The 18596-nt window shown below is 66.0% G+C and carries 13 protein-coding genes; 1 reads left to right on the top strand and 12 read right to left on the bottom strand.

Translation table 11 applies throughout. The features are described 5' to 3' along the window. The first annotated feature begins 29 nt into the window (after positions 1-29). Positions 30-1748, top strand: a complete 1719-nt coding sequence (locus AZSI13_RS02335; RefSeq protein WP_109039570.1) for a HAMP domain-containing sensor histidine kinase — start codon at positions 30-32, stop codon at positions 1746-1748. Here AZSI13_RS02335 and AZSI13_RS02330 read toward each other — a convergent pair. From AZSI13_RS02330 to AZSI13_RS02275, 12 genes are all read right to left on the bottom strand, one after another. Beyond that, positions 1738-3045, bottom strand: coding sequence for an adenylate/guanylate cyclase domain-containing protein (locus AZSI13_RS02330; protein WP_109039569.1), 1308 nt, complete (start codon positions 3043-3045; stop codon positions 1738-1740). The two genes, AZSI13_RS02335 and AZSI13_RS02330, sit on opposite strands and share 11 nt — an antisense overlap. A 129-nt stretch (positions 3046-3174) precedes the next feature. Further along, positions 3175-3882 (bottom strand): type II secretion system protein, encoded by a 708-nt coding sequence (locus tag AZSI13_RS02325; RefSeq protein ID WP_109039568.1) that lies wholly within the window; start codon positions 3880-3882, stop codon positions 3175-3177. After that, positions 3879-6512, bottom strand: coding sequence for a hypothetical protein (locus tag AZSI13_RS02320; protein WP_109039567.1), 2634 nt, complete (start codon positions 6510-6512; stop codon positions 3879-3881). The genes AZSI13_RS02325 and AZSI13_RS02320 overlap by 4 nt, the downstream gene beginning before the upstream one ends. 4 nt (positions 6513-6516) lie before the next feature. Beyond that, positions 6517-7056: a hypothetical protein gene (locus tag AZSI13_RS02315; RefSeq protein WP_109039566.1), complete on the bottom strand. Its 540-nt coding sequence runs from the start codon at positions 7054-7056 to the stop codon at positions 6517-6519. Positions 7057-7071: 15 nt separating this feature from the next. Next, entirely contained in the window at positions 7072-7671 is a 600-nt protein-coding gene (locus AZSI13_RS02310; protein ID WP_109039565.1) for a hypothetical protein, read from the bottom strand. Then, positions 7668-9194, bottom strand: coding sequence for a hypothetical protein (locus AZSI13_RS02305; protein ID WP_109039564.1), 1527 nt, complete (start codon positions 9192-9194; stop codon positions 7668-7670). Before AZSI13_RS02305 ends, AZSI13_RS02310 begins: the two co-directional genes overlap by 4 nt. Before the next feature lie 11 nt (positions 9195-9205). Beyond that, positions 9206-10405 carry a type II secretion system F family protein gene (locus AZSI13_RS02300; RefSeq protein WP_109039563.1) on the bottom strand — a complete coding sequence of 400 codons (1200 nt, stop codon included), beginning with the start codon at positions 10403-10405 and terminating at the stop codon, positions 9206-9208. 27 nt (positions 10406-10432) lie between these two features. Further along, positions 10433-12139, bottom strand: coding sequence for a GspE/PulE family protein (locus tag AZSI13_RS02295; RefSeq protein WP_109039562.1), 1707 nt, complete (start codon positions 12137-12139; stop codon positions 10433-10435). Beyond that, the gene (locus AZSI13_RS02290; RefSeq protein ID WP_109039561.1) at positions 12136-13404 is read right to left on the bottom strand and encodes a lipopolysaccharide assembly protein LapB; all 1269 of its coding nucleotides are present in this window, start codon (positions 13402-13404) and stop codon (positions 12136-12138) included. Before AZSI13_RS02290 ends, AZSI13_RS02295 begins: the two co-directional genes overlap by 4 nt. After that, on the bottom strand, positions 13401-15278 hold the full coding sequence (locus tag AZSI13_RS02285; RefSeq protein WP_109039560.1) for a type II secretion system protein GspD: 1878 nt from the start codon (positions 15276-15278) through the stop codon (positions 13401-13403). The genes AZSI13_RS02290 and AZSI13_RS02285 overlap by 4 nt, the downstream gene beginning before the upstream one ends. A 164-nt stretch (positions 15279-15442) precedes the next feature. After that, entirely contained in the window at positions 15443-17008 is a 1566-nt protein-coding gene (locus AZSI13_RS02280; RefSeq protein WP_109039559.1) for an AAA family ATPase, read from the bottom strand. Continuing rightward, positions 16998-18440, bottom strand: a complete 1443-nt coding sequence (locus tag AZSI13_RS02275) for a sigma-54 dependent transcriptional regulator (RefSeq protein WP_109039558.1) — start codon at positions 18438-18440, stop codon at positions 16998-17000. The genes AZSI13_RS02280 and AZSI13_RS02275 overlap by 11 nt, the downstream gene beginning before the upstream one ends. Positions 18441-18596: the final 156 nt, after the last annotated feature.

Raw genomic sequence — 18596 nt, 5'->3', positions numbered from 1 at the left:
TTTTGCCGTTTCGAGAGGCGGAGCTGGGGATGCTGAACTGGATGAGCCGCTTGCTGCTGCGCCAGGAAGTCCTGCTGGTGGTGCTGCTTGCCTTCTTCTACGGCGCCCTCGCCCTGGGGCCCCGGGCTTTGCTGGGCCAGGGGCTGTGGTTGGTCCATGTGGGCCTCTTCATCCTCTGGCAGCCTTTTGTCGAAACGGCGCGCCGTCTCAGCGCTCTCGAACTGGTGGGCGTGCTGGGCGGGGTGGCCCTGCTCACCTTCAACCTCAACCTGTGGCTGCTGATTTTCTGGACGGCTACCCTCGCCGCCGTGGTCGGCGGGCGGGTGCTGTATGTGCGCCAGCGCCGGCAGCGGATCTTCCTCTTGTTGGCCTTCGGCTATCTGCTTGTCGCCCTGCTGGGCTGGCTGGTGCCCCAGGTGGTGCCCCAGCGCCTGTCTCCGGCTTCCGAACTGGAGCCCCTTTTCCGCTATGCCTTGCCCCTGTTGCTGCTGCTGATGTTGCTGTGGCCCAGGACTGCCTCCCCCGCTCCCGTGCGGCGGGCGGAAATGGTGGATTTCGTCTATAGCCTGTTCGTCCTGCTACTGCTCGCCGTGCTGGTGCTCGGCAGCCTCGCCTTTATGCTCCTTGATGGCACCAGCTACGGTGCTTCGGTGGCCTCCACCGTGCTGGTCATGGCGCTGCTGCTTTTTCTCCTGGCCTGGGCCTGGGACCCCCGGGGCGGTTTTGCCGGGTTTGGTGTTTTCTTCTCCCGCTACCTGATGAGCGTCGCCCTGCCGTTCGAGCAATGGATGCGTCGTCTGACCCTCCATGCAGAACGGGAGGCGGACCCGGAGCTTTTCCTTACCCGCACCCTGGAAGAGTTGCTGGTACTGCCCTGGATGGTGGGGGGTGAATGGCGGGCCGAGCATCGTAGCGGGACATTCGGCGGTCAAGGCGAATTCCAGCAAACCTTCGAATGCCCCCCCCTGAGCCTTTCCCTGAGTACCCGGCACAAGCTGTCGCCGGCCCTGATCCTGCACTTCCATCTGCTGTTGCGGCTGCTGGCGGAGTTCTACCTGGCCAAGCTGCGAGGCCGGACCTTGCAGCAGATGAGCTACGTGCAGGCCGTGCATGAGACCGGGGCACGTCTGACCCACGACGTGAAGAACCTGCTGCAGTCCCTCACCAATCTGTGCCATGTGGCGGAAACCGCCGGGCCGGACGATGCGGAGCGCTTCCAGGCCCTGATGCAGCGCCAGTTGCCCATGGTTACCCAGCGCCTGCGCCAGACCCTGGACAAGCTGGAGCAGCGGCCCGATGCCTCGGACATGCCGGAAGTGCTGGCCGCGGACTGGTGGTCGGCCCTGGTCCAGCGCTATGCCAACCAGGGGGTTGCCTTCACCTTGCGTGGCACCCTGGGGAATGCCCGGGTTCCGGCGAGTGCCTTCGATGCGGTGGCCGACAACCTGCTGCAAAACGCCCTGGGCAAGCGGGTCCAGGATGGGGCTGGCCTGCCGGTGACGGTGAGCCTCAGTGCGCCCGATACGGGCCGGGTCGAAGGCTTGGTGTTACGGGTGGAGGATGAAGGCAGCCCCGTGGCAGAGACCCTGGTGGACGATCTGGGGCGGGCGCCGGTGGCTTCCGCCAGCGGCCTGGGGATCGGCCTGTACCAAGCCGCCCGCCTGGCAGCAGGGGCTGGGTACGAGTTGTCTTTGGAGGAAAATCGGCCCGGGCGGGTGTGCTTCCGCCTGGCGCTGCCTAGCCCATGATGTCGGGAATGGCCTGGGGGACTGCCGGAATGGCCGGCTTCTTGCCGTTCAGGCGGTAGACCGTCATGTTGCCCTTGCCCTTCAGGTACAGGGTCTGAGGTTCGTAGAAGTCGTAGCGTTCGCGCAGGCGCCGGTAGGTGGTTTCATCCACCTGGATCATGCCGGGCACCCCTTCCGCCGTGATGCGGCTGGCGATGTTCACCGTGTCGCCCCACAGGTCGTAGATGAACTTCTTCTTGCCTACTACGCCGGCCACCACCGGGCCGGTACCGATGCCGATACGCACATCCAGATGCATGCGATTGACTTCGAAGTCCCGGTGCAGCAGATCCCGCACCGCCAGGGCCAGATCGGCGATGGCGTCAGCGTAGTTGTCCTGATCCTGGCTCAGGCCGCCGGCCACCATGTAGGCATCGCCAATGGTCTTGATCTTCTCCAGGCCGTAGGCCTCCGCCAGCTCGTCGAAGGACGAGAAAATGCGGTTGAGCATGGAGAACACCTGCTGGGGCGAGAGTCCCTCTGCCACCTTGGTGAAATTGACGATGTCGGCAAACATCACGGTGACGTCGGCAAAGCCGTCGGCAATGGTCTGGTTGCTGTGCTTCAACCGTTCCGCCACCGCACCGGGGAGAATATTGAGGAGCAGCTTTTCCGAGCGTTCCTGTTCGGCCTGCAGCAACTGGTGGGCCTCGGCCATGCGGGCCTGGAGTTTCTGCTTTTCCAGGGTGGCAAAGCGCAGCAGCAGATAGACGATGCTGGAAACGGCGGAGAAATTGAGGGCAAAGAAGAAGATGCTGGTGCGCAGCGGCACCTTGCTCGCCTCCATGGCTGACATGTCCGCCAGGTAATAGTCAAAGCCGCCGGAGAGCACCGTGAGGAAAATGTAGGCAATGAACCAGGCCAGGGATTCCCGTACGCCGAAGAACAGGATGGCGCCGATAGGGGCCAGCAGCCCCCACAGGCTGATGCCCGAAGCGGTGATGAAGTTGCCCATGCTCCATTGGGCGACGAAGGGCACGAAGAGGAAGAGGCCCAGCTGGGTGGTGCGGAACAGGGTGAAGTTGCGGGTCTTGAAGTAGAGCAGCAGGTTACCCGTCAGCAGTAGCTGGAAGGCGAAGGGAATGGTGGAGGAAAAGCGGGGGCCCAGTTGCCAGTAGAGCAGCAGCCAGAGCATGGAGGCCGAACTGATCAGGCCCGTGGCGAAGATCAGCAGGGACTTGTTGAGGCGCATCTCCTCCGTATCGCCGGTGGTCAGGCCGGCATCGCGGAAGGGTTCGAGAAGGCTGTTGAGGGGCATGGGAGCAGCGCAGTCCAGGCGCGCCGGTACGGAAGTACGGGCAATTGCAGGGAGTTTGGCAGGAGGTCCCGGGCTAGGTCAATGCGAAAAGCCTGACAAATGCTCACAAAGCTAGCGGTCAAGAAGCCTCTACAAGGGACGTCCGGCGGCAATGAGGCGGTTGAAGAGGATGTTGGGAGAAATCCAGCTGACCTGGTCGTCGAAGCCGCCGGGGGTGGGCGTGTGGGAGACGAAATCATTGTCGCCGTCGCCATTTTCCAGTTCATCGGCATCGCTAGAGACCGGGTTGGCGGCGCCGCTGGCGCTGATGGCGCCCAGGCCGTTCTTGCCGTGGGAGAGCACCACAACCGGCAGGCCGCTGGCCAGAATGGTGGCATTACAGGCCGCGTTGTCACAGACCCGCAGGGTGTTGGCGGGAGTGATCGGCATGCCCAGATAGAAGCCGGTTTGGCCATTGCTGAAGCCGGTGGCGACACGATAGCGGTAATGGTTCTGCCAGCTGTCGGTCTGCGCCAGACCCAGGGTGACCCAAGGCAGGATTCCTTCCTGGCTGGGGCAGACGCCGCTGCCGGAGCGGGGTTGCTCCACCCCATCATTATCCGTATCCGGGCAGGGCAGGTAGGGGCGGCCGTCCGTTGCCGAGTGGCTGGCGGCAAAGCCGAGCAAGGCTTCGTTGATGTCCGCCAGCTGCTTGCGGGTGTCGCCGCTGTCCCGCATGTCGCTCTGGGTGGAGAGGGAGAGCAGCATGCCACCGGCCAGCAGGGCAATGATGACCAGCACGATAGCCAGTTCGGCCAGGGTAAAACCCGAGACGCGGGAGCGGGGTGGGCAGGTCATCGCAAATGGTCGTTGAAGTCGTTGCCGGAGGGCTTCCGGATGAAGGCTGCATCCGGATTATCCCCCGGTGCGTTGCGGCTGGGGGAAGCATTGATGTCTTCCAGATAGTCGCCGATTGCCGCCGAGGGGCGGCTACCCTGGCTGGCCAGGCGCCGCCCGGCGGCGACCACCACCACCTGATTCTTGCCCTTGCCGTTGATTGTCAGGGTGCCGGCGGAACCATCGTTGGTCTTGCGGTAGATCTGGTAGAAAACCAGGGCCTTCCACTGGTTGCGGGCCCACCAAGTGTCGACGTTGATGCCCTCCAGCCAGGCGCACTGGCTCGGCCAGCTCACCGGCAGCGGCGTGGTCGTGGCCTGGTAGCTGGCATCCAGGCGGTCGAGTGAGGCCAGGGCGGTGTCGATGCGGGTCAGCAGTGTGGTGAAGTCGCCGGTACTGCCGCCGCCTCCGTCGATGACCGACTGGGCCGCGGCAATGCCAGCGCTGGCTGCGTCGTAAACCGGCGGCTGGGAAGGGTTGGAGCCGCTGAAGGCCAGCTCCACGATGGTGCCCAGATCATCGTAAGTCGCCTGTTCGTAGTCCCGCAGGATGGCGGCACTGGCCTTGATGTTATTCAGGATGCCGCTGCTGCGGGCCAGTTGCAGGTCACCGGTGTAGGCCTGCAGGGTACTCAGGCTGAGGTTGTCGCCGTTGGCATCCACCGCCCCGGCGAGGGCCGCGCCCAGGCTGGCGGTGCTGCTTCCCTGGCTCTGTACTGCCGTCAGGAGCAGGGGCGCGGCGTTGTCGGCAGCCAGGGCGTCCACCGCATTCTGCAGGGCCAGGGCCCCGTCGCGGGCCGTCTGCCGGGCTGCCATCAGGCTGCTGCCACCGGTGATGGCGTCAAGAAAGGCAATATATCCGGCAGTGGCGCTACGCAGGTCCTGGGTGGCCTGAGGGTCGGCGGGCAGAGCCAGGGCGGCGATCTTTTGCGCCAGCAAGTCCAGATAGGGGCTGATGTTCTCCGGCAGGATGTTGGTACCGTTGAGCAGGATGGTTGCCCGCAGGGACTGGGCCCCGGCCACTGCCTGGCTGGCGGCCAGGTCGGCATCGGCGTAGGTGGCGGTGGGAGGCAGGGCAGCGGCAGCCTGGGCGGTTAGCCGGCTACTCAGGGCCTGGGCCTGAGTGCTGCCGAGGGCTGTGGCTACGGCGGCGTTGAGGGTGCGGGGTGCGGCGGTCAGGCTGCGCAGTTCCTCGGCCCGCTGGGCCAGGGTGGTGGCTGTGCCGCTGCCCGGAGCGGCGAGCATCGCCTGGCGTGCAGTCTCCAGGGCGGTGGTGGCGCTTTCCAGGCGGGGCAGGAAAAGATCGACCCGGGATTTGCGCAGGGCCTGGGCCATGGTGTTGGCGTAGGTTACGGCCTGGTCGGCTTTACTGGCGGCGGTGCTGGCGCTGGCGGTAGCGGCCTTGGCCGCCTTGTCCTTGGCATCGTAGGCGGCCTTCTGGGCCGCCAGGACATTTTCGTAGATGGCGTAGGCAATGCCACGAATTTGGGAGAGCAGCACCAGGACCTGGGTGGCTCCAGCCAGTCGCTGGGCCGCGGTGCTGGCGGTGGCGATGGTGGCTTGCAGGGTGAAGAGGGCGCTGCGGGCAGCCTCGGGGCTGCCGGCGCCCTCTTCCTGGTCCGGCAGGCGGCCGACCAGGGTGGCTACCCGCCCCAGGTAGGCAGCGGGCAGCGCCAAGGGGGCGGGCCAGGGGAATTCGCCCCGTTCCTTGAAGTAGCTTTCCAGGCAGGTTCTGACGTCGCCGGCGATGCGCTGCTCTACCACCCCCAGCAGTTCATCCCGGGAAATGCTGATGATCCGGTCATTGACCAGCGTCAGCTGGCCGTCATTGCTGCTGACGCTGACCGGGCCGGCGATGAAGCCGTCGGGCGCTGCCGCTCCGGCCTCGGCATCGCTGAAAACGGCGTTGTCCTCGTCGTTGCCGGGGCCGGCGTTGCAATCCCCCGGGAGCCGGTTGCGGTCCAGATAATGGGCTGCGACGTTGGCGTTGGCTGCCGTCCGGTTCTGCTGCCCGATGTCACAGCGCCTCAGGGGGGCGCCGGGGGCGATGATGAGCGCGACTGCGCCGCTTTCCCCGCTGCCGCTCTGGGGCGCATGAATCCAGCCACTGCCGCCGGGGTCCCGCAGGGCCAGGGTGCCTTGGCTGCCGGGGCCGAGGTCGCTGTTCAGCACCTGTCGGTCAAGGGGGCGGAAGTTGCGCGACAGGGCATACCACAGCCGTTCGCCGCTGCTATCCCGCAGGTCGGGCAGGCCCAGGGTTTTCCAGGGCAGGCGGCCCAGGGCTCCCGCCGCGCAGGACGGCTCGGCAACGCCGTCATCGTTGAGGTCGGGGCAAGGCAGGTCGCCGGGCCGGGCGCAGCTGGCCAGATTGAGGCAGCTGGCGGCCGGCACGATGCTGGCACCATAGCCGAGGAGGGCCTCCTTGGCCTGGGCGAGGGCTTGCTGGGTGGCGCCCTCCTGGCTCTGGAAGAGGTCCCGCGGGCCCAGCTGGCGCAGCATGGCGTAGGCCCCGAGAACGAAAACGATGAGGAAGAAGAGCAGCAGGGCAGCGCCCCGCTGGGTGCCTGGCCGGGGTGGTGGTGCGGCAGGCATGGCGTTAGGGGGCGGGGCGAGCCGCCGTAGTAGGGGGGCGGGCTGCCGGAGGGGCTGGCGGTACCCGCAGCAGGCTGCCGCTGGGCAGCAGTCCCACCGCTTCATTGGTGCCCCGGTGGAGGGAATCCCCCACATTCAGGGGGATGGGCCGGGTGCCGGCTTCCTGCAGGCGGGTGTCGGCCGGGCGGGCCTGGCCGGGAACGACCCGCACGCCCACCAGGTTTTCATCGTCGTGCTGGGCCACCCCGTTGATCCAGGCGGTGCGTTTGCCGCTGGATCGCTTGACGATGCCGTTCAGGGTGAGCACCGGCTCTTCCGCTGCTGGGGCGCTGTCGGGAATGTTGTAAAGACGTTGCCGGTCCAGGGCCTGGCGCCGCTCCGGAGTGAAGAACAGTCGCCCCAGGTTGCCGTCGTCCGCCAGTACGGTGGCGGGAGCCAGCACGCTCCAGAGCAGTAGGGCCAGCAGGCCGTGGCGGACTTGCCGGGGGCAGCAATCCTGCCGGCGGATGGCGGGCAGCGGGTGACCGGATGACAGGAGGGGCATGGTGTTTCTCCGGGGTCAGCGGGGGGCAGGGCCGCGCAGGGTGACCCAGTCCAGGGTGCATTGGGCCTGGAGGTTGGGATGCAGGGCGGTGGGCTCGGCCACCATCCGGGGCTGACGGCTGACCTCGCAGGAGCGCACCAGTACCAGGGCCTTGGCGGTGTTGCGCAGGTCCGCCAGGACATTCAGCAGGTCTTCCTCGTGCAGCAGCTGCAGTTGCAGTTTCATGGTGCTGGCGTAGAAGCCCCAGGCCCCGGGGCTGTTGCCCAGGGGCTGTTGCGGAGCGAATTCGTACTGGATGTCGAGCAGGCGGCGGTTGTCCTTGATGCTGCGCAGCAGCTCCACCCACTCCAGGCGCTGCTCTTCCCCGACCATGCCGCGGGCGGCCAGATTGCTGTAGAGGGCGCTCTTCAGCTTGATTTCACTCTCTTCCTCGCTGACCTGTTTCAGCTTGCCCAGGGCCTGGTTGCGCTGGGTCTGGGCGCTTGCCTGCTGCGCCCGGGCCTGCTTGTGGCGATCGAGGGAGAGCAGGACGAGGGCGGCCCCCGCCAGGCAGAAGCCCAGGCAGAGGGCGAGGCTGAGTCCGAGCTTGCGCCAGTCCTTGGGTGTGATGTTCATGGGGCCACCCGCCGGGTAATCAGAATGGTGAAGGGCCGGGGCTCCGGGCGTACCGGCGTGCTTTCGCCGCTGCCGCCCTTCAGGGCCTTGCCGGATTCCACGTCGAAAGGCTGCTGCTGTACCGTGACCTGAAGCTGCGGGTCGCGCCGCAGGGCGGTGAGGAATCGCTCGAAAAGGGCCAGCACCTGGCGGGGATTGGTCTGGGGCCCCATGGGGATGGCGCCCTTGACCAGGGCGCTTTCATCCCCGGGCAGGTTGTTGCCGACGGCCACCGGGGTGCCGGGCAGGGCGCCCCGTTGCCAGGCGATGGCATCCACGTCCACCTGGGGGGCGGCCTCCAGCCCGCGGCTGAGGGCACGGTAAAGTCCGAGGGGCGTGCCGGATTGCTGTTCCAGGGTCTGGTAGCGGTTGATTACCTGGCGCAGGGTTTCGTTATCCAGGGGGAGCGGCGGGAAGGTGCGCGCCACATCGTTATAGCGCTGGCTGGCTTGGGCCGCCTCGGCCTGGATCTGGTCAGTCTGCTCCTGCAGCCGGGTTGTATCGTAGAAGTGCTTGCCGGCAAACAGCAGGCAGGCCAGCAGGACCAGCAGGCCGCCGCTGGAAAGTGCTTTTTTGAGCTGCCAGATGCGGTAGTTGTGGCGCAGTTCCCCGTCGGCAAATTGCTGGGCTGGCGGCTGGGTGGCCAGCAGGTGGAGGAAGAGGATTTCGCTGCGGCTGTCGGCGAGCCCGGCGTTCAGGCCGATTGCCCGCGCCGCCTCGTCGGTGGTGAGCACCTGGAGTTCGATGGCCGGGTTGCCGGCACTGGCAGCCGCTACGCTCTTGGCCGCCTGGGGATGAACCAGGGCCAGGGCCCTGAGTGGCTGGCCCCGGGCGATCTGGCGCTGGCTGACCAGGTATTGGTGCATCTTGGCGGCTTCCGTTGCCAGGGCCTGGCTGATGCCGCCGATGCTGGAGTCGTGGAGAGGGGCGAGGCGGGAGAAGCGCAGTTCGCCCTCGTCGTAGAAGCTCTGGCGCAGGCTGTGGTCCTGCAGGGTGAGCAGCAGGCAGGGGCCGTCGGGCACCTTGAGCTTCCTCAGCAGCCGGCTGCCCAGCAGGGCCTGGGAATAGATGCCGGCCAGGGCTACGTCCAGGGATTGCAGCACCGAGAGCCAGGGCGACACCGCCTGGGCATTGGTAAAGCCCGCCAGCAGCAGCCGCTCATCCTTGCGCCGGCCCTTGTCGAAGCCCAGGCGCAGGGCCAGGGAAAGGTTGGTGGCGAAGAAGTACTGGCCCAGCTTGCGCTTGAGGACAACGTCTCTGTCCCGGCCCTGGAGGAAGGGAATGGTTTCGAACTGGAAGCCTTCGTCGGCGATGTTCAGCAGCAGGTAAAAGAGGTGGTCCCGCCGGGATTGCAGATAGTCGTGAAAAGCGGCCAGTCCTTCGGTAGTGGCCGGGAAGCTGGTCTGCACGCCCAGCCGGCCGCCCTTCCAGGGGAAGGCGGAAAGCTGCTGGGCCGACAGGTAAAGAAGATGGCGTTGGGTCATGGCGGCCGTTCTCAGGTCTTGATCTTGCTGATCACGTCATACACCGGCCCGAGGACAGCGAGCATGATCCAGCCCAGCACGGAACCCAGGACCAGGGTCAGGGCCGGCTCGATGAGGGTCTGGATCTTGTCCACCGATTCCTTGACGTCCCGGTTGAAGAAATAGCTGACGTTGCGCAGTGCCGTATCCAGGGAGCCGGTATTTTCGCCGACCCGCAACATGCGGATGACCAGGGGCGGAAAGAGGCCGATGGTGTGGAAGGCGGTGGTGACGTTCTGGCCCTCGCCGATCAGCTCTTCCACCTTTTCCAGGCCCTTGCGGATGACCTGGTTGCCTACCACCTCCTGGGTGGTGCGGATGGAATCCAGAATGGGAATGCCCGACGCGTAGAGCAGGGCGAAGGTGTTGGCGAAGCGGGAGAGAATGATCTTCTTCAGGATCGGGCCGAAGACCGGTATCCGCAGCTTGAAGGCGTCGAAACGGTGCCGCACCAACGGGTTGGTGCGCAGCAGGAACTGTAGCAGCGCCAGGGCGAATACCGGCAGCAGCAAGGCGATGTACCAGTAATTCACCAGTAGGTCGGAGACGAAGAACAGGGCCTTGGTCTGGGGCGGCAGTTCCTGCCCCATGTTGCGCACGAACTGCTTGAGTTGGGGCACCATGTAGATCATCAGGAAGAAGGTGGCGCCGAGGACGATCGTGCCGACAAAGGCCGGGTACATGATGAGCTTCTTGGTGTGGGAGGCAATTTCGTCCTCCCACTTGAGGGATTCGGTGAGGCTTTGCAGCACTTCGGAAAGCCGGCCGGTGAGTTCCCCCGCCTTGACCAGGCTGACGAAAACCTTGGAGAAGACTTGCCGATGGTCCGCCATGGCCTGGGAGAGGGTGTGGCCACCTTCGATGGATTCGATGAGACTGGCCACCACTTCCCGGAAGCGCGGATGTTCGAGGGAGTCCCGCAGGTCCGCCAGGCCTTCCAGAATGGGCACGCCGGCCCGGTTGAGCTGCTCCAGGTGGAAGCAGAAGTTGATCAGCTCCCGGCGGGGCACGGAGCCGCCGAACAGGTCCCAGCTGCTCACCGGGGTGCCGCTGACCAGGTCCATTTCCATGCGCTTCAGGCGCATTTCCAGGTCCACCAGATTGATGGCATCCAGGCGCCCCTGGATCAGTCGCCCCTCCGGGTCTACCGCCTTGTAGTTGAAAATGGCCATGGTCGCTTGGTCCCAGGTTCCCGGGGCTTACATCCGGTCGGTGAGATCCACCACGCGGGAGAGTTCTTCCAGGGAGGTGGAGCCATCCAGCACGCGGCGCAGACCGTCGTCTGCCAGGGGGCGGAAACCCTGGCGGGCTGCCTCGTTGCGAATCTCCCGGGCAGTGGCCCGGTGGGCAATCAGTTCGTCCATGGTGGGCGTCATGCGCAGCAGTTCCATGATGCCGATACGGCCCCGATAGCCCTGGAAATCGCAACGCTCGCAACCGCAGGGGCGGTAGATGACCGGCCGCGGGCCCTCGGCGGGAATGCCCAGCAGGCGGGATTCATGGGCCTCCGCCTGGTAGGGCGTCTTGCAGTTGAGGCAGAGGCGGCGCACCAGACGCTGGGCGACGATGCCGATGATGTTGCCGGCCATCAGGTCCGGCAGCACGCCGATGTCGAGCAGCCGGGGAATGGCGCCGATGGCCGAGTTGGTGTGCAGGGTGGAATACACCTGATGGCCGGTCATGGCAGCGCGGAAGGCCATTTCGGCCGTATCCGCATCGCGGATTTCGCCCACCAGGATGACGTCCGGGTCCTGGCGCATCATGGAGCGGATGCCGTTGGCGAAATCCAGCTTGGCCGATTCGGCCACCGAGGTCTGGCGCACCAGGGCCATGGGGTACTCCACCGGATCTTCCAGGGTCATGATGTTCACGCCCTCGGAGTTGATGTGGTTGAGCACCGAATAGAGGGTGGTGGTCTTGCCGCTGCCGGTGGGGCCGGTGACCAGAATGATGCCTTCGGGCCGGGCGATCATCAGCTTGAGCAGGTCCAGATGGTCTTCCGCCAGGCCCAGGCCTTCCAGAGGGACGATGCCCTTCTGCCGGTCGAGGATGCGCAGCACCACGTTTTCGCCGTGAATGGTGGGCTGGGAGGCCACCCGGAAGTCCACCTGGCGGCCGCTCAAGACCAGATTGATGCGACCGTCCTGGGGCGCCCGGGTCTCGGCGATGTTCATGCCGCTCATGACCTTGATACGCACCGCCATGGCGGGCCAGTAGGACTTATGCAGGGCGCGGATCTGCCGCAGCATGCCGTCGATGCGATAGCGGATGCGCAGAAAGTTGGCTTCCGGCTCGAAGTGCACGTCGGAGGCATCCCGCTTCACCGCATCGGCCAGAATGGCATCGATCAGCCGCACCACCGGCTGGCTGTATTCGTCGGAGGACGATTGCAGGCTCTTCCAGTCGATCTCGCCGGTTTCGATCTCGTGCAGGATGCCGTCGATGGACAGTTCGTAGCCGTAGTACTGGTCGATGGCCCGGTCGATTTCCGATTCCCCGGCCAGCAGGGTCTCGATTTCCAACTCCTCGTGGAGCTGCCCCCGCACCTTGTCTAGGGCCACGATGTCGTTGATGTCCGACAGGGCCAAGGTCAGGCGATGGGTATCCGCGTCGAAATCCAGGGGAATGATGTGGTGGCGTTTGGCCAGATCCCGCGGTACCAGTTTCAGGGCCGAAGGGTCCACCACGGCCCGGGAGAGGTCGATGGAGCGCTTGCCCAGGCTCTCGGAGAGGGCCTCCCGCAGGGTGGTTTCGGAAACGAAACCGAGGGAAACCAGCAGCTTGCCCACCGGCTGGTTGGATTTCATCTGCTCCAGCAGGGCGATGCGCAGCTGGTCTTCGGAGATGATGCCCTGGGCGATGAGAATCTGGCCCAGGGGCCGGCGCTGGGGGCTGGGGGCGTTCATGGCGGGCTCAGTTCCTGGAGCCGGCGGCGGGCCGTTTCCTTGTCGAAGGCGGCCGGCCGGGATTCGGCGGCGCCCAGGGCCGCCTGGTAATACTGCAGGGCGGGGCGGATCTGGCGCAGGTGATCCAGGCTGACCGCCAGGTTGAACAGGTAGTCCGGGTTTTCACTGTCAGCCCCGAGGGACTTGAAATAAGCCTGCTGGGCCTCGCTCCAGCGGTTCTGGCGGGCGTACAGATTGCCCAGGGCGAAGTAGGCGTGGCCCGCTTCCGGCTGGCTGGCGATGATGGTCTTCAGGCGGCTTTCTGCCGCCCCGTCGCTACTGCCGCTGAGGGTGCTGAGCCCGGCCAGTGCCACCGGATTTTTCGGGTCGGCCTCCAGGGCCTTCTGGTAAAGCGCTTCGGACCGCTGCAACTGCCCTTCGCGCCCGGCGATGGTCGCCAATCCCAGGAGTGCATCGACGTTGCGGGGATCGCCCTGCAGCACCTTGTCGTAACCCTGGGCGGCACTGGCGAAGTCTTCCCGTTGCAGGGCGGCGTAGGCCTGGTCGAGCACCGGGTTGCCGAGGGGCTTGCCGCGGCTGAGACGGATCGGGCCGGAGGCTTCCGCCTGGGGCGGCTGGGGGCGGGGCGGCGGTGCTTCCCGATGCACGGGAGCTACTGGCTCGGGGGCGTTCGTCGAGGCCGATTCCGGCAGGGCAGCGGGGGCGGCGGTGGCAGGAGCGGGCTGGGGCGTCAGGGCCTGTACTGGCGCCACCGGCTGGGCTGGCGGCGGGAGAGGGGCGGTGATGGCGGCTGCCGGTGGCGGCGGGCGGGTCAGCCCGCCGGGATTGAGCCCCTGCAACTGGTACCAGAAGAAACCGCCAATGCCCCCGAGGGCGAGGACCAGCCCGCCGACGAGCAGGATGATCTTGGTCTGCCGCGATGGACCGGCATCGTTGGTGATCTTGGCGTTGAAGAGGTTGCGTGCGCCCTGGCGCTCGGCCTCGATGGCCACCTCCTGGGTGTGGGTCATGCTCGCCGGCTGTGCTGCCGCGGAGCGGTCGGCCGAGGCTTGCGGTGGGGTGCGGGCGCTGGCGGCGACAGCGGCCAAGTCGGCATCCACCGTGTCCAGGTGGTCGTCCAGGTTGGGCAGGGCGCCGCCTGCCGGCAGAATCGGCTCCAGTTTCAGATCCACCTCCGTCACCGAGCCGGGGGGGAGGGCGGGAGATTCGCCGCCGCCGCGCTTGGCTTCTTCCGCCTTCTTCAAGGCATCCATGAGCAGGCTCATGGCCGTGCTCCCATGCCGGAGGGCACCAGCTGCTGCTGGGGGCCTGGGTTGTTGCCGAAGAAGTCGCGGTTGGGCAGGGTGTCTCGCAGGCCGGCGTAGTCGCCGTGGATGCTGGCTTCCCGGATGATGATGGGGCGCAGGAAGATGACCAGCTCGGTCTTCTCCGTGGTGTCGTCGCGGCGGGCGAACAGGCTGCCGATGGCCGGCAGGCGGGACAGTCCGGGCACGGCATCATCGGTGTTGCGCACCACGTCTTCCATCAGGCCGCCCATGACGGCGATGTTGCCGTTTTCAACGCGCAGGACGGATTCCATCTCCCGGGTGCGGATGACGGGAATCTCGCTCTTGATGTCCTCCGTCAGGCCATTGATGCCCTTCTTCAGCGCCGGGTTGGGGTCCTGAATGGTGCTGACCACCCGGGAGATGCTGGGGCGGATGTTGAGCAGCACGGTGTCGTTGTCGCTGACCTGGGGAGTCACGTTCATGACGAAACCGACGGGCACCGAGTTAAGGGTGCTGGTGTAGGTGGTGATGGAATTCACCTGGTTCTGGGAGGTGTCGGCCTTGATGGTGAAGTACACCCGGTTGTCTACCACCTTGATCACCGCCGTCTGGTTGTTGAGCACGCTGATCTTCGGGCTCGACAGCACCTTGACCGTGCCGAAGGTCTCCAGCAGGCGGATGGCGCTGGTGAAAATGCCGTCGGAGGTGGGGTTGGTGTAGCCGATGGCCAGCAGGCCGGCAATGCCGCCGCCGGCGGTCTGGGTGAAGGAGAAGCCGGTGCCGCCGGTAATACGGCTCCAGTTGATGCCTTGCTGGTAGTTCTGGGCCAGCTGGACTTCGGCGATGGTGGCTTCGATGAGCACCTGGCGCTTGGCACTGCTCATGACCTGATCCAGGAATTCCTGGATTTTTTCATGCTGCCGGCCGGTGGCCCGCACGGTGATGATGCCGGTTTCCGGGTGGGCCATGACGGAGGCGGCTTCCCGGAAGGTGCTGCGACGGACCACGGTGGCCCCGGCTGCCTGGAAGGTGGCGGCGTTGGGGCTGGTGACCAGGCTGCCGGCGGCGTTGCTGCCCCGCCCCTGGCTCGGGGCCGGAGCGCCGGTGCCGCTGGTGTTCTGGCTGTTGCTCTGCTCCGTGATGGTTTCGGAAGAGCCTTCCGGCAGCACCTTGTCGGTCTCCCGCAGGATGTCCTTGACGTTCTGGATCAGGGTTTCCCAGAAGTGGTGTTGGGCCTTGTTCTCGATGCGGGTGACGGAGCTGTTGCCGCCGCTCCCCGTGGCACCGGCGCCCCCCGCAGCAGTGGCGCCGGTGGTGGCGGTGACGCCCGCAGCGGCAGTGGCGATCTGGGTGGTGACCGAAACGGTGCCGGTGGTATCCCGGCTCATATTCACGTAGTCGATCTTGTAGTTACGCAGGAAGGGCGTATCCGGCATCACCGCCAGATTGGGGCCATCCAGCTCGAAGCGCATGTCCACTTGCTTGGCGAGTCGGTTGAGAATCTGGGGCAGGGTCTGGTCGATGGCGTTGAGGGTGACATTGCCGCTGATGCCGGGGTGGATGTCCACGTTCAGCCGGGCATCCCGGGCCAGGGCAAACAGCAGTTCCTGCACCTTGACGTTGTTGACGACCACTGAATAGGTTTCGGTGCGCGGTGCCGCCTTCGGCCGGGGCAGGGCCACGGTCTGTTGCACGGGGGCGGGAATGGCGCCACTGCTGGGCGGAACCGATTCGGCTTGCAGATGGGTTTTGGCCGGCTCCCGGGCCGGTGGGGAGGCACAGGCACCGAGCAACGCAACAACGCCGGCCAGAGCGGCAATGGGAAAACGGGTGCGGGCCGCCGGTTGGGGGAGGTGACAGGCAGACTTCATGGACGGGCCTCTTTTCAGAATTGCTTGTTGTGGGGCCGGATCATCACCCAACGCAATGTTTATTATCAGTTTTATGCATTTTGTGACGATTTCACTCTAGCATAGATTGGGCGCTGTAAATCGGGCTTTCGTCACACTTTGTCCGGTGTTTGCCTAACGTTCCCCTAGCGCAGTTGCTGCACCGGTCGGGGGTAGGGGCGGGCGTTGCGGATGTGGGCCGGAAAATCCTGGATGGCGGCAAGGGCGCTGGCCCGGTCCGGGTAATCGCCGTAGATGACGCCCCAACGCTCCCGTTCCCCCTGGCGGCTATGGTAGGCGCCGAGCTTTTCGGCCGGCAGGTCGCGGCTGGCCAGGGTAAGAAAGTTCTCCACTTCCCGGTTGGCTTTGCCATTGACGGCTAGAAGCTGCACCACGAAGTGACGATTGTCAGCGTGGGCCAGCCATTCCTGGGTCGCGGCCAGCCGGGCACGGGTAAGGGGCCCAGCGTTGCCTTCTGGTCGCGCTGCGGGCGACTGGGCTGCGGCAGCAGGGGGGGCGGTGGCTGCAAGGGGAACTGCTTCTTCACCGGTGGCCGGGCTGCTTTCCGGGCTGGCCGGCGCTTTGCTGGTTGGGGCGGCGGTGGAGAGCGAAGCGGTGGCCGCAGCCGGTGTGGCTTCGGTCGTAGGCGCCGCTGCTGATGTGGGGACAGTGGCTGACGGAGGAGCCGATCGGGAGGCTGGCGGAGTGGCGGCGGCCGCGGGGGGCGGTGTCGTCCTGGGGGAGGGGGCTAGCTGTCCCGATGCTTCCGGCCCTGCCGGGGCGGGGCTTGCCGCATTGCTCTGGCGTCCGGCCCAGTAGGCGCCGCTGGCCACCAGTACCGTCAGGGCCAGGCCTAGGGTGGCCGTGCGCCATTGGCCTGGGGCTGGGCGGGAGGGCTGGGCGATGGCGCTGAACTGGGCGTCCCGCACGGCGGCCTGGGCTTGGGGGGTGTCCACCAGATGGGTGTTGTCGGCGAAGGCAGCGAGCAGGGACTTGTCGGCCAGGATGTTGATGCGCCGGGTGAGTCCTTCCGAAGCGTCGGCGATGGTCTGCAGGGCCTTGGCGCTGAACAGGTCGGGGCCATGGTAACCGGCAGCCCGCAGGCGGAACATGAGATAGGGGCCCACGTCGGTACGGCGCAGGGGCTCCAGGGCGAAATTGTGGGTGATGCGTTCCTTGAGCTGGCGCAGGTCAGGCTGGGCGAGGCGGCCGTCGAGTTCCGGCTGGCCGAAAAGAACGATCTGCAGCAGCTTGTGGCGGGAGGATTCCAGGTTGGAGAGCAGCCGGATTTCCTCCAGGGTCTCCCCGGGCATGGCGTGGGCCTCGTCGATCAGCACGACGACCCGGCGATCGGCGGCGTAGCTTTGCAGCAGCCGTTCCTGCAGGGCCCGCAAGAGCTGGGAGGGGCGGCTTTCCGGCAGATCCATCTGCAGTTCGGCGGCCAGGGCGTGGAGTATTTCGTCCCGGGTATAGGAGGGGTTGGCCAGGTAAACGGTTTCAACCTCGGCAGGCAGCTTTTCCAGCAGCATGCGGCAGAGCATGGTCTTGCCACTGCCTACTTCGCCGCTGACCTTGACGATGCCTTCATCGTGGGTGATGGCGTAAATCAGGGCCTCCAGGGTGGCGCCCCGGTTGCCGCCGGCGAAGAAGAAGTCGGTATGGGGGGTGATGCGGAAGGGGGGCTCCCGCAGGCCGTAGTGTTCAAGATACATCGCTGTCCTCTCCTCCCCGTCCGCTCTTTTCCCGGCGGGCGTGCAAGGTGGTGCGGTTGATGCCCAGCAGGCGGGCGGCCTGGCTCAGGTTGCCCTGGGTCAGGTGCAGGGCGGCGTCAACGTAGGCCCGCTCCCATTGGGCGAGGAAACGGTCCAGTTCGAAGCCAGGGCCATCTTGCCGCAGTCGGGCCAGGGCGCTCTGCATCAGCGCATCCCGGTCGTCGCCCGACTGGTTGGGTTCGGCCAGGGCTGGCAGGTCCAGCTCGGCGGCCAGCTGTTGCGGGGTGACCGTCTGGCCGGCGTGCTTGGCGGTGAGGCGGATGACGATGTTGCGCAGTTCCCGCACATTGCCTGGGAAGGCGTAGCTAAGCCATTGCGCCCGGGCGGCCGGGTCCAGATCGAAGGCTCCCTGCCGACCCTGCTGGGCGAAATGCTGGCGGAAGTGTTCGAGCAGTAGTAGCCGATCCTCCCCCATTTCCCGCAGGGGCGGGACGCTGAGGCTGAAGACGGAAAGGCGATGGTAGAGGTCGGCACGGAAGCGCCCCTCCCGAACTTCCTTTTTCAGATCCCGGTTGGTGGCAGCGACGATGCGTGCCCGGCTCTGGCGGCTCTGGGTTTCGCCGACGCGCTGAAACTCGCCGTTTTCCAGCACCCGCAGCAGCTTGGGCTGCAGTTCCAGGGGGAGTTCACCGATTTCGTCGAGGAAGAGGGTGCCTTCCCCGGCTTCCTCGAAATAGCCGGCCCGGGCCCCGGCGGCGCCGGTGAAGGCGCCCTTGGCATGGCCGAACAGGGTGGGTTCGAGCAGGGTGGGCGAAATGGCGGCGCAGTTGAGTGCCAGGTAGGGCTTGTCCTTGCGCCCGGTTTCCTGGTGCAGCTGGTGGGCGACGATTTCCTTGCCACTGCCCGACTCCCCTTCGATGAGGACAGGGAAGGGGGAGTCGGCGTAGTGGCCGATCTGCGTGCGCAGCTTGACCATGGCTTCGCTGTGTCCCAGCAGGGGCGTGGCTGCCTGGGGCGGGTCCTGGAAGTTGAGGCTGTCCAGCAGGGTCTTGCGTAGTTGGGCCGGGTCGGCCGGCTTGGCGATGAAGTCGGTGGCGCCCAGGGTGCGGGCGTGGCGCCCGAGGGCTTCCTCGTGCTGGCCCGAGAGCACGACAATGCGCATTTCGTGCGACAGGGCGAGCAACTCGCCGATCAGGGCAAAGCCTTCGTCCGGCTGGTGGGGCAGGGGTGGCAGGCCCAGGTCCACCAAGGCCAGCCGTGGTGGCTGGCGCAGTTGACGCAGCAGCCGGGTGCAATGGGCTCGGGAGTGGCTGGTGAGCACTTCGAAGGTGCCGGCCAGGAAGTAGGCAAGGCTGTCGCTGATCAGGGGGTCGTCGTCCACGATCAGCAGCAAGGGGCGTTCCGGCGCGGCGGTGTCGTCCAGATCCGGCATGGTTATAGTGTTTTCCTGGATGGCGGGGCGGCAAACGGGCAGGTTTTCTTGCCCTCCTCTGGAGGCAAGCTACCTCTTCCACGGGATTATAACGACGGAATTTGTCACGGTTTGGGGCTCCCCTTCTGTTAAAATCCCGGCCTTCGGATTTTTCAA

Origin of the sequence: Azospira sp. I13 (assembly GCF_003112695.1) — a bacterium.
In the GTDB taxonomy this organism is placed as follows: Bacteria; Pseudomonadota; Gammaproteobacteria; order Burkholderiales; family Rhodocyclaceae; genus Azospira.
Note: the sequence above shows the minus strand (reverse complement) of the source record. Positions and strands in the feature narration are given on the sequence as shown.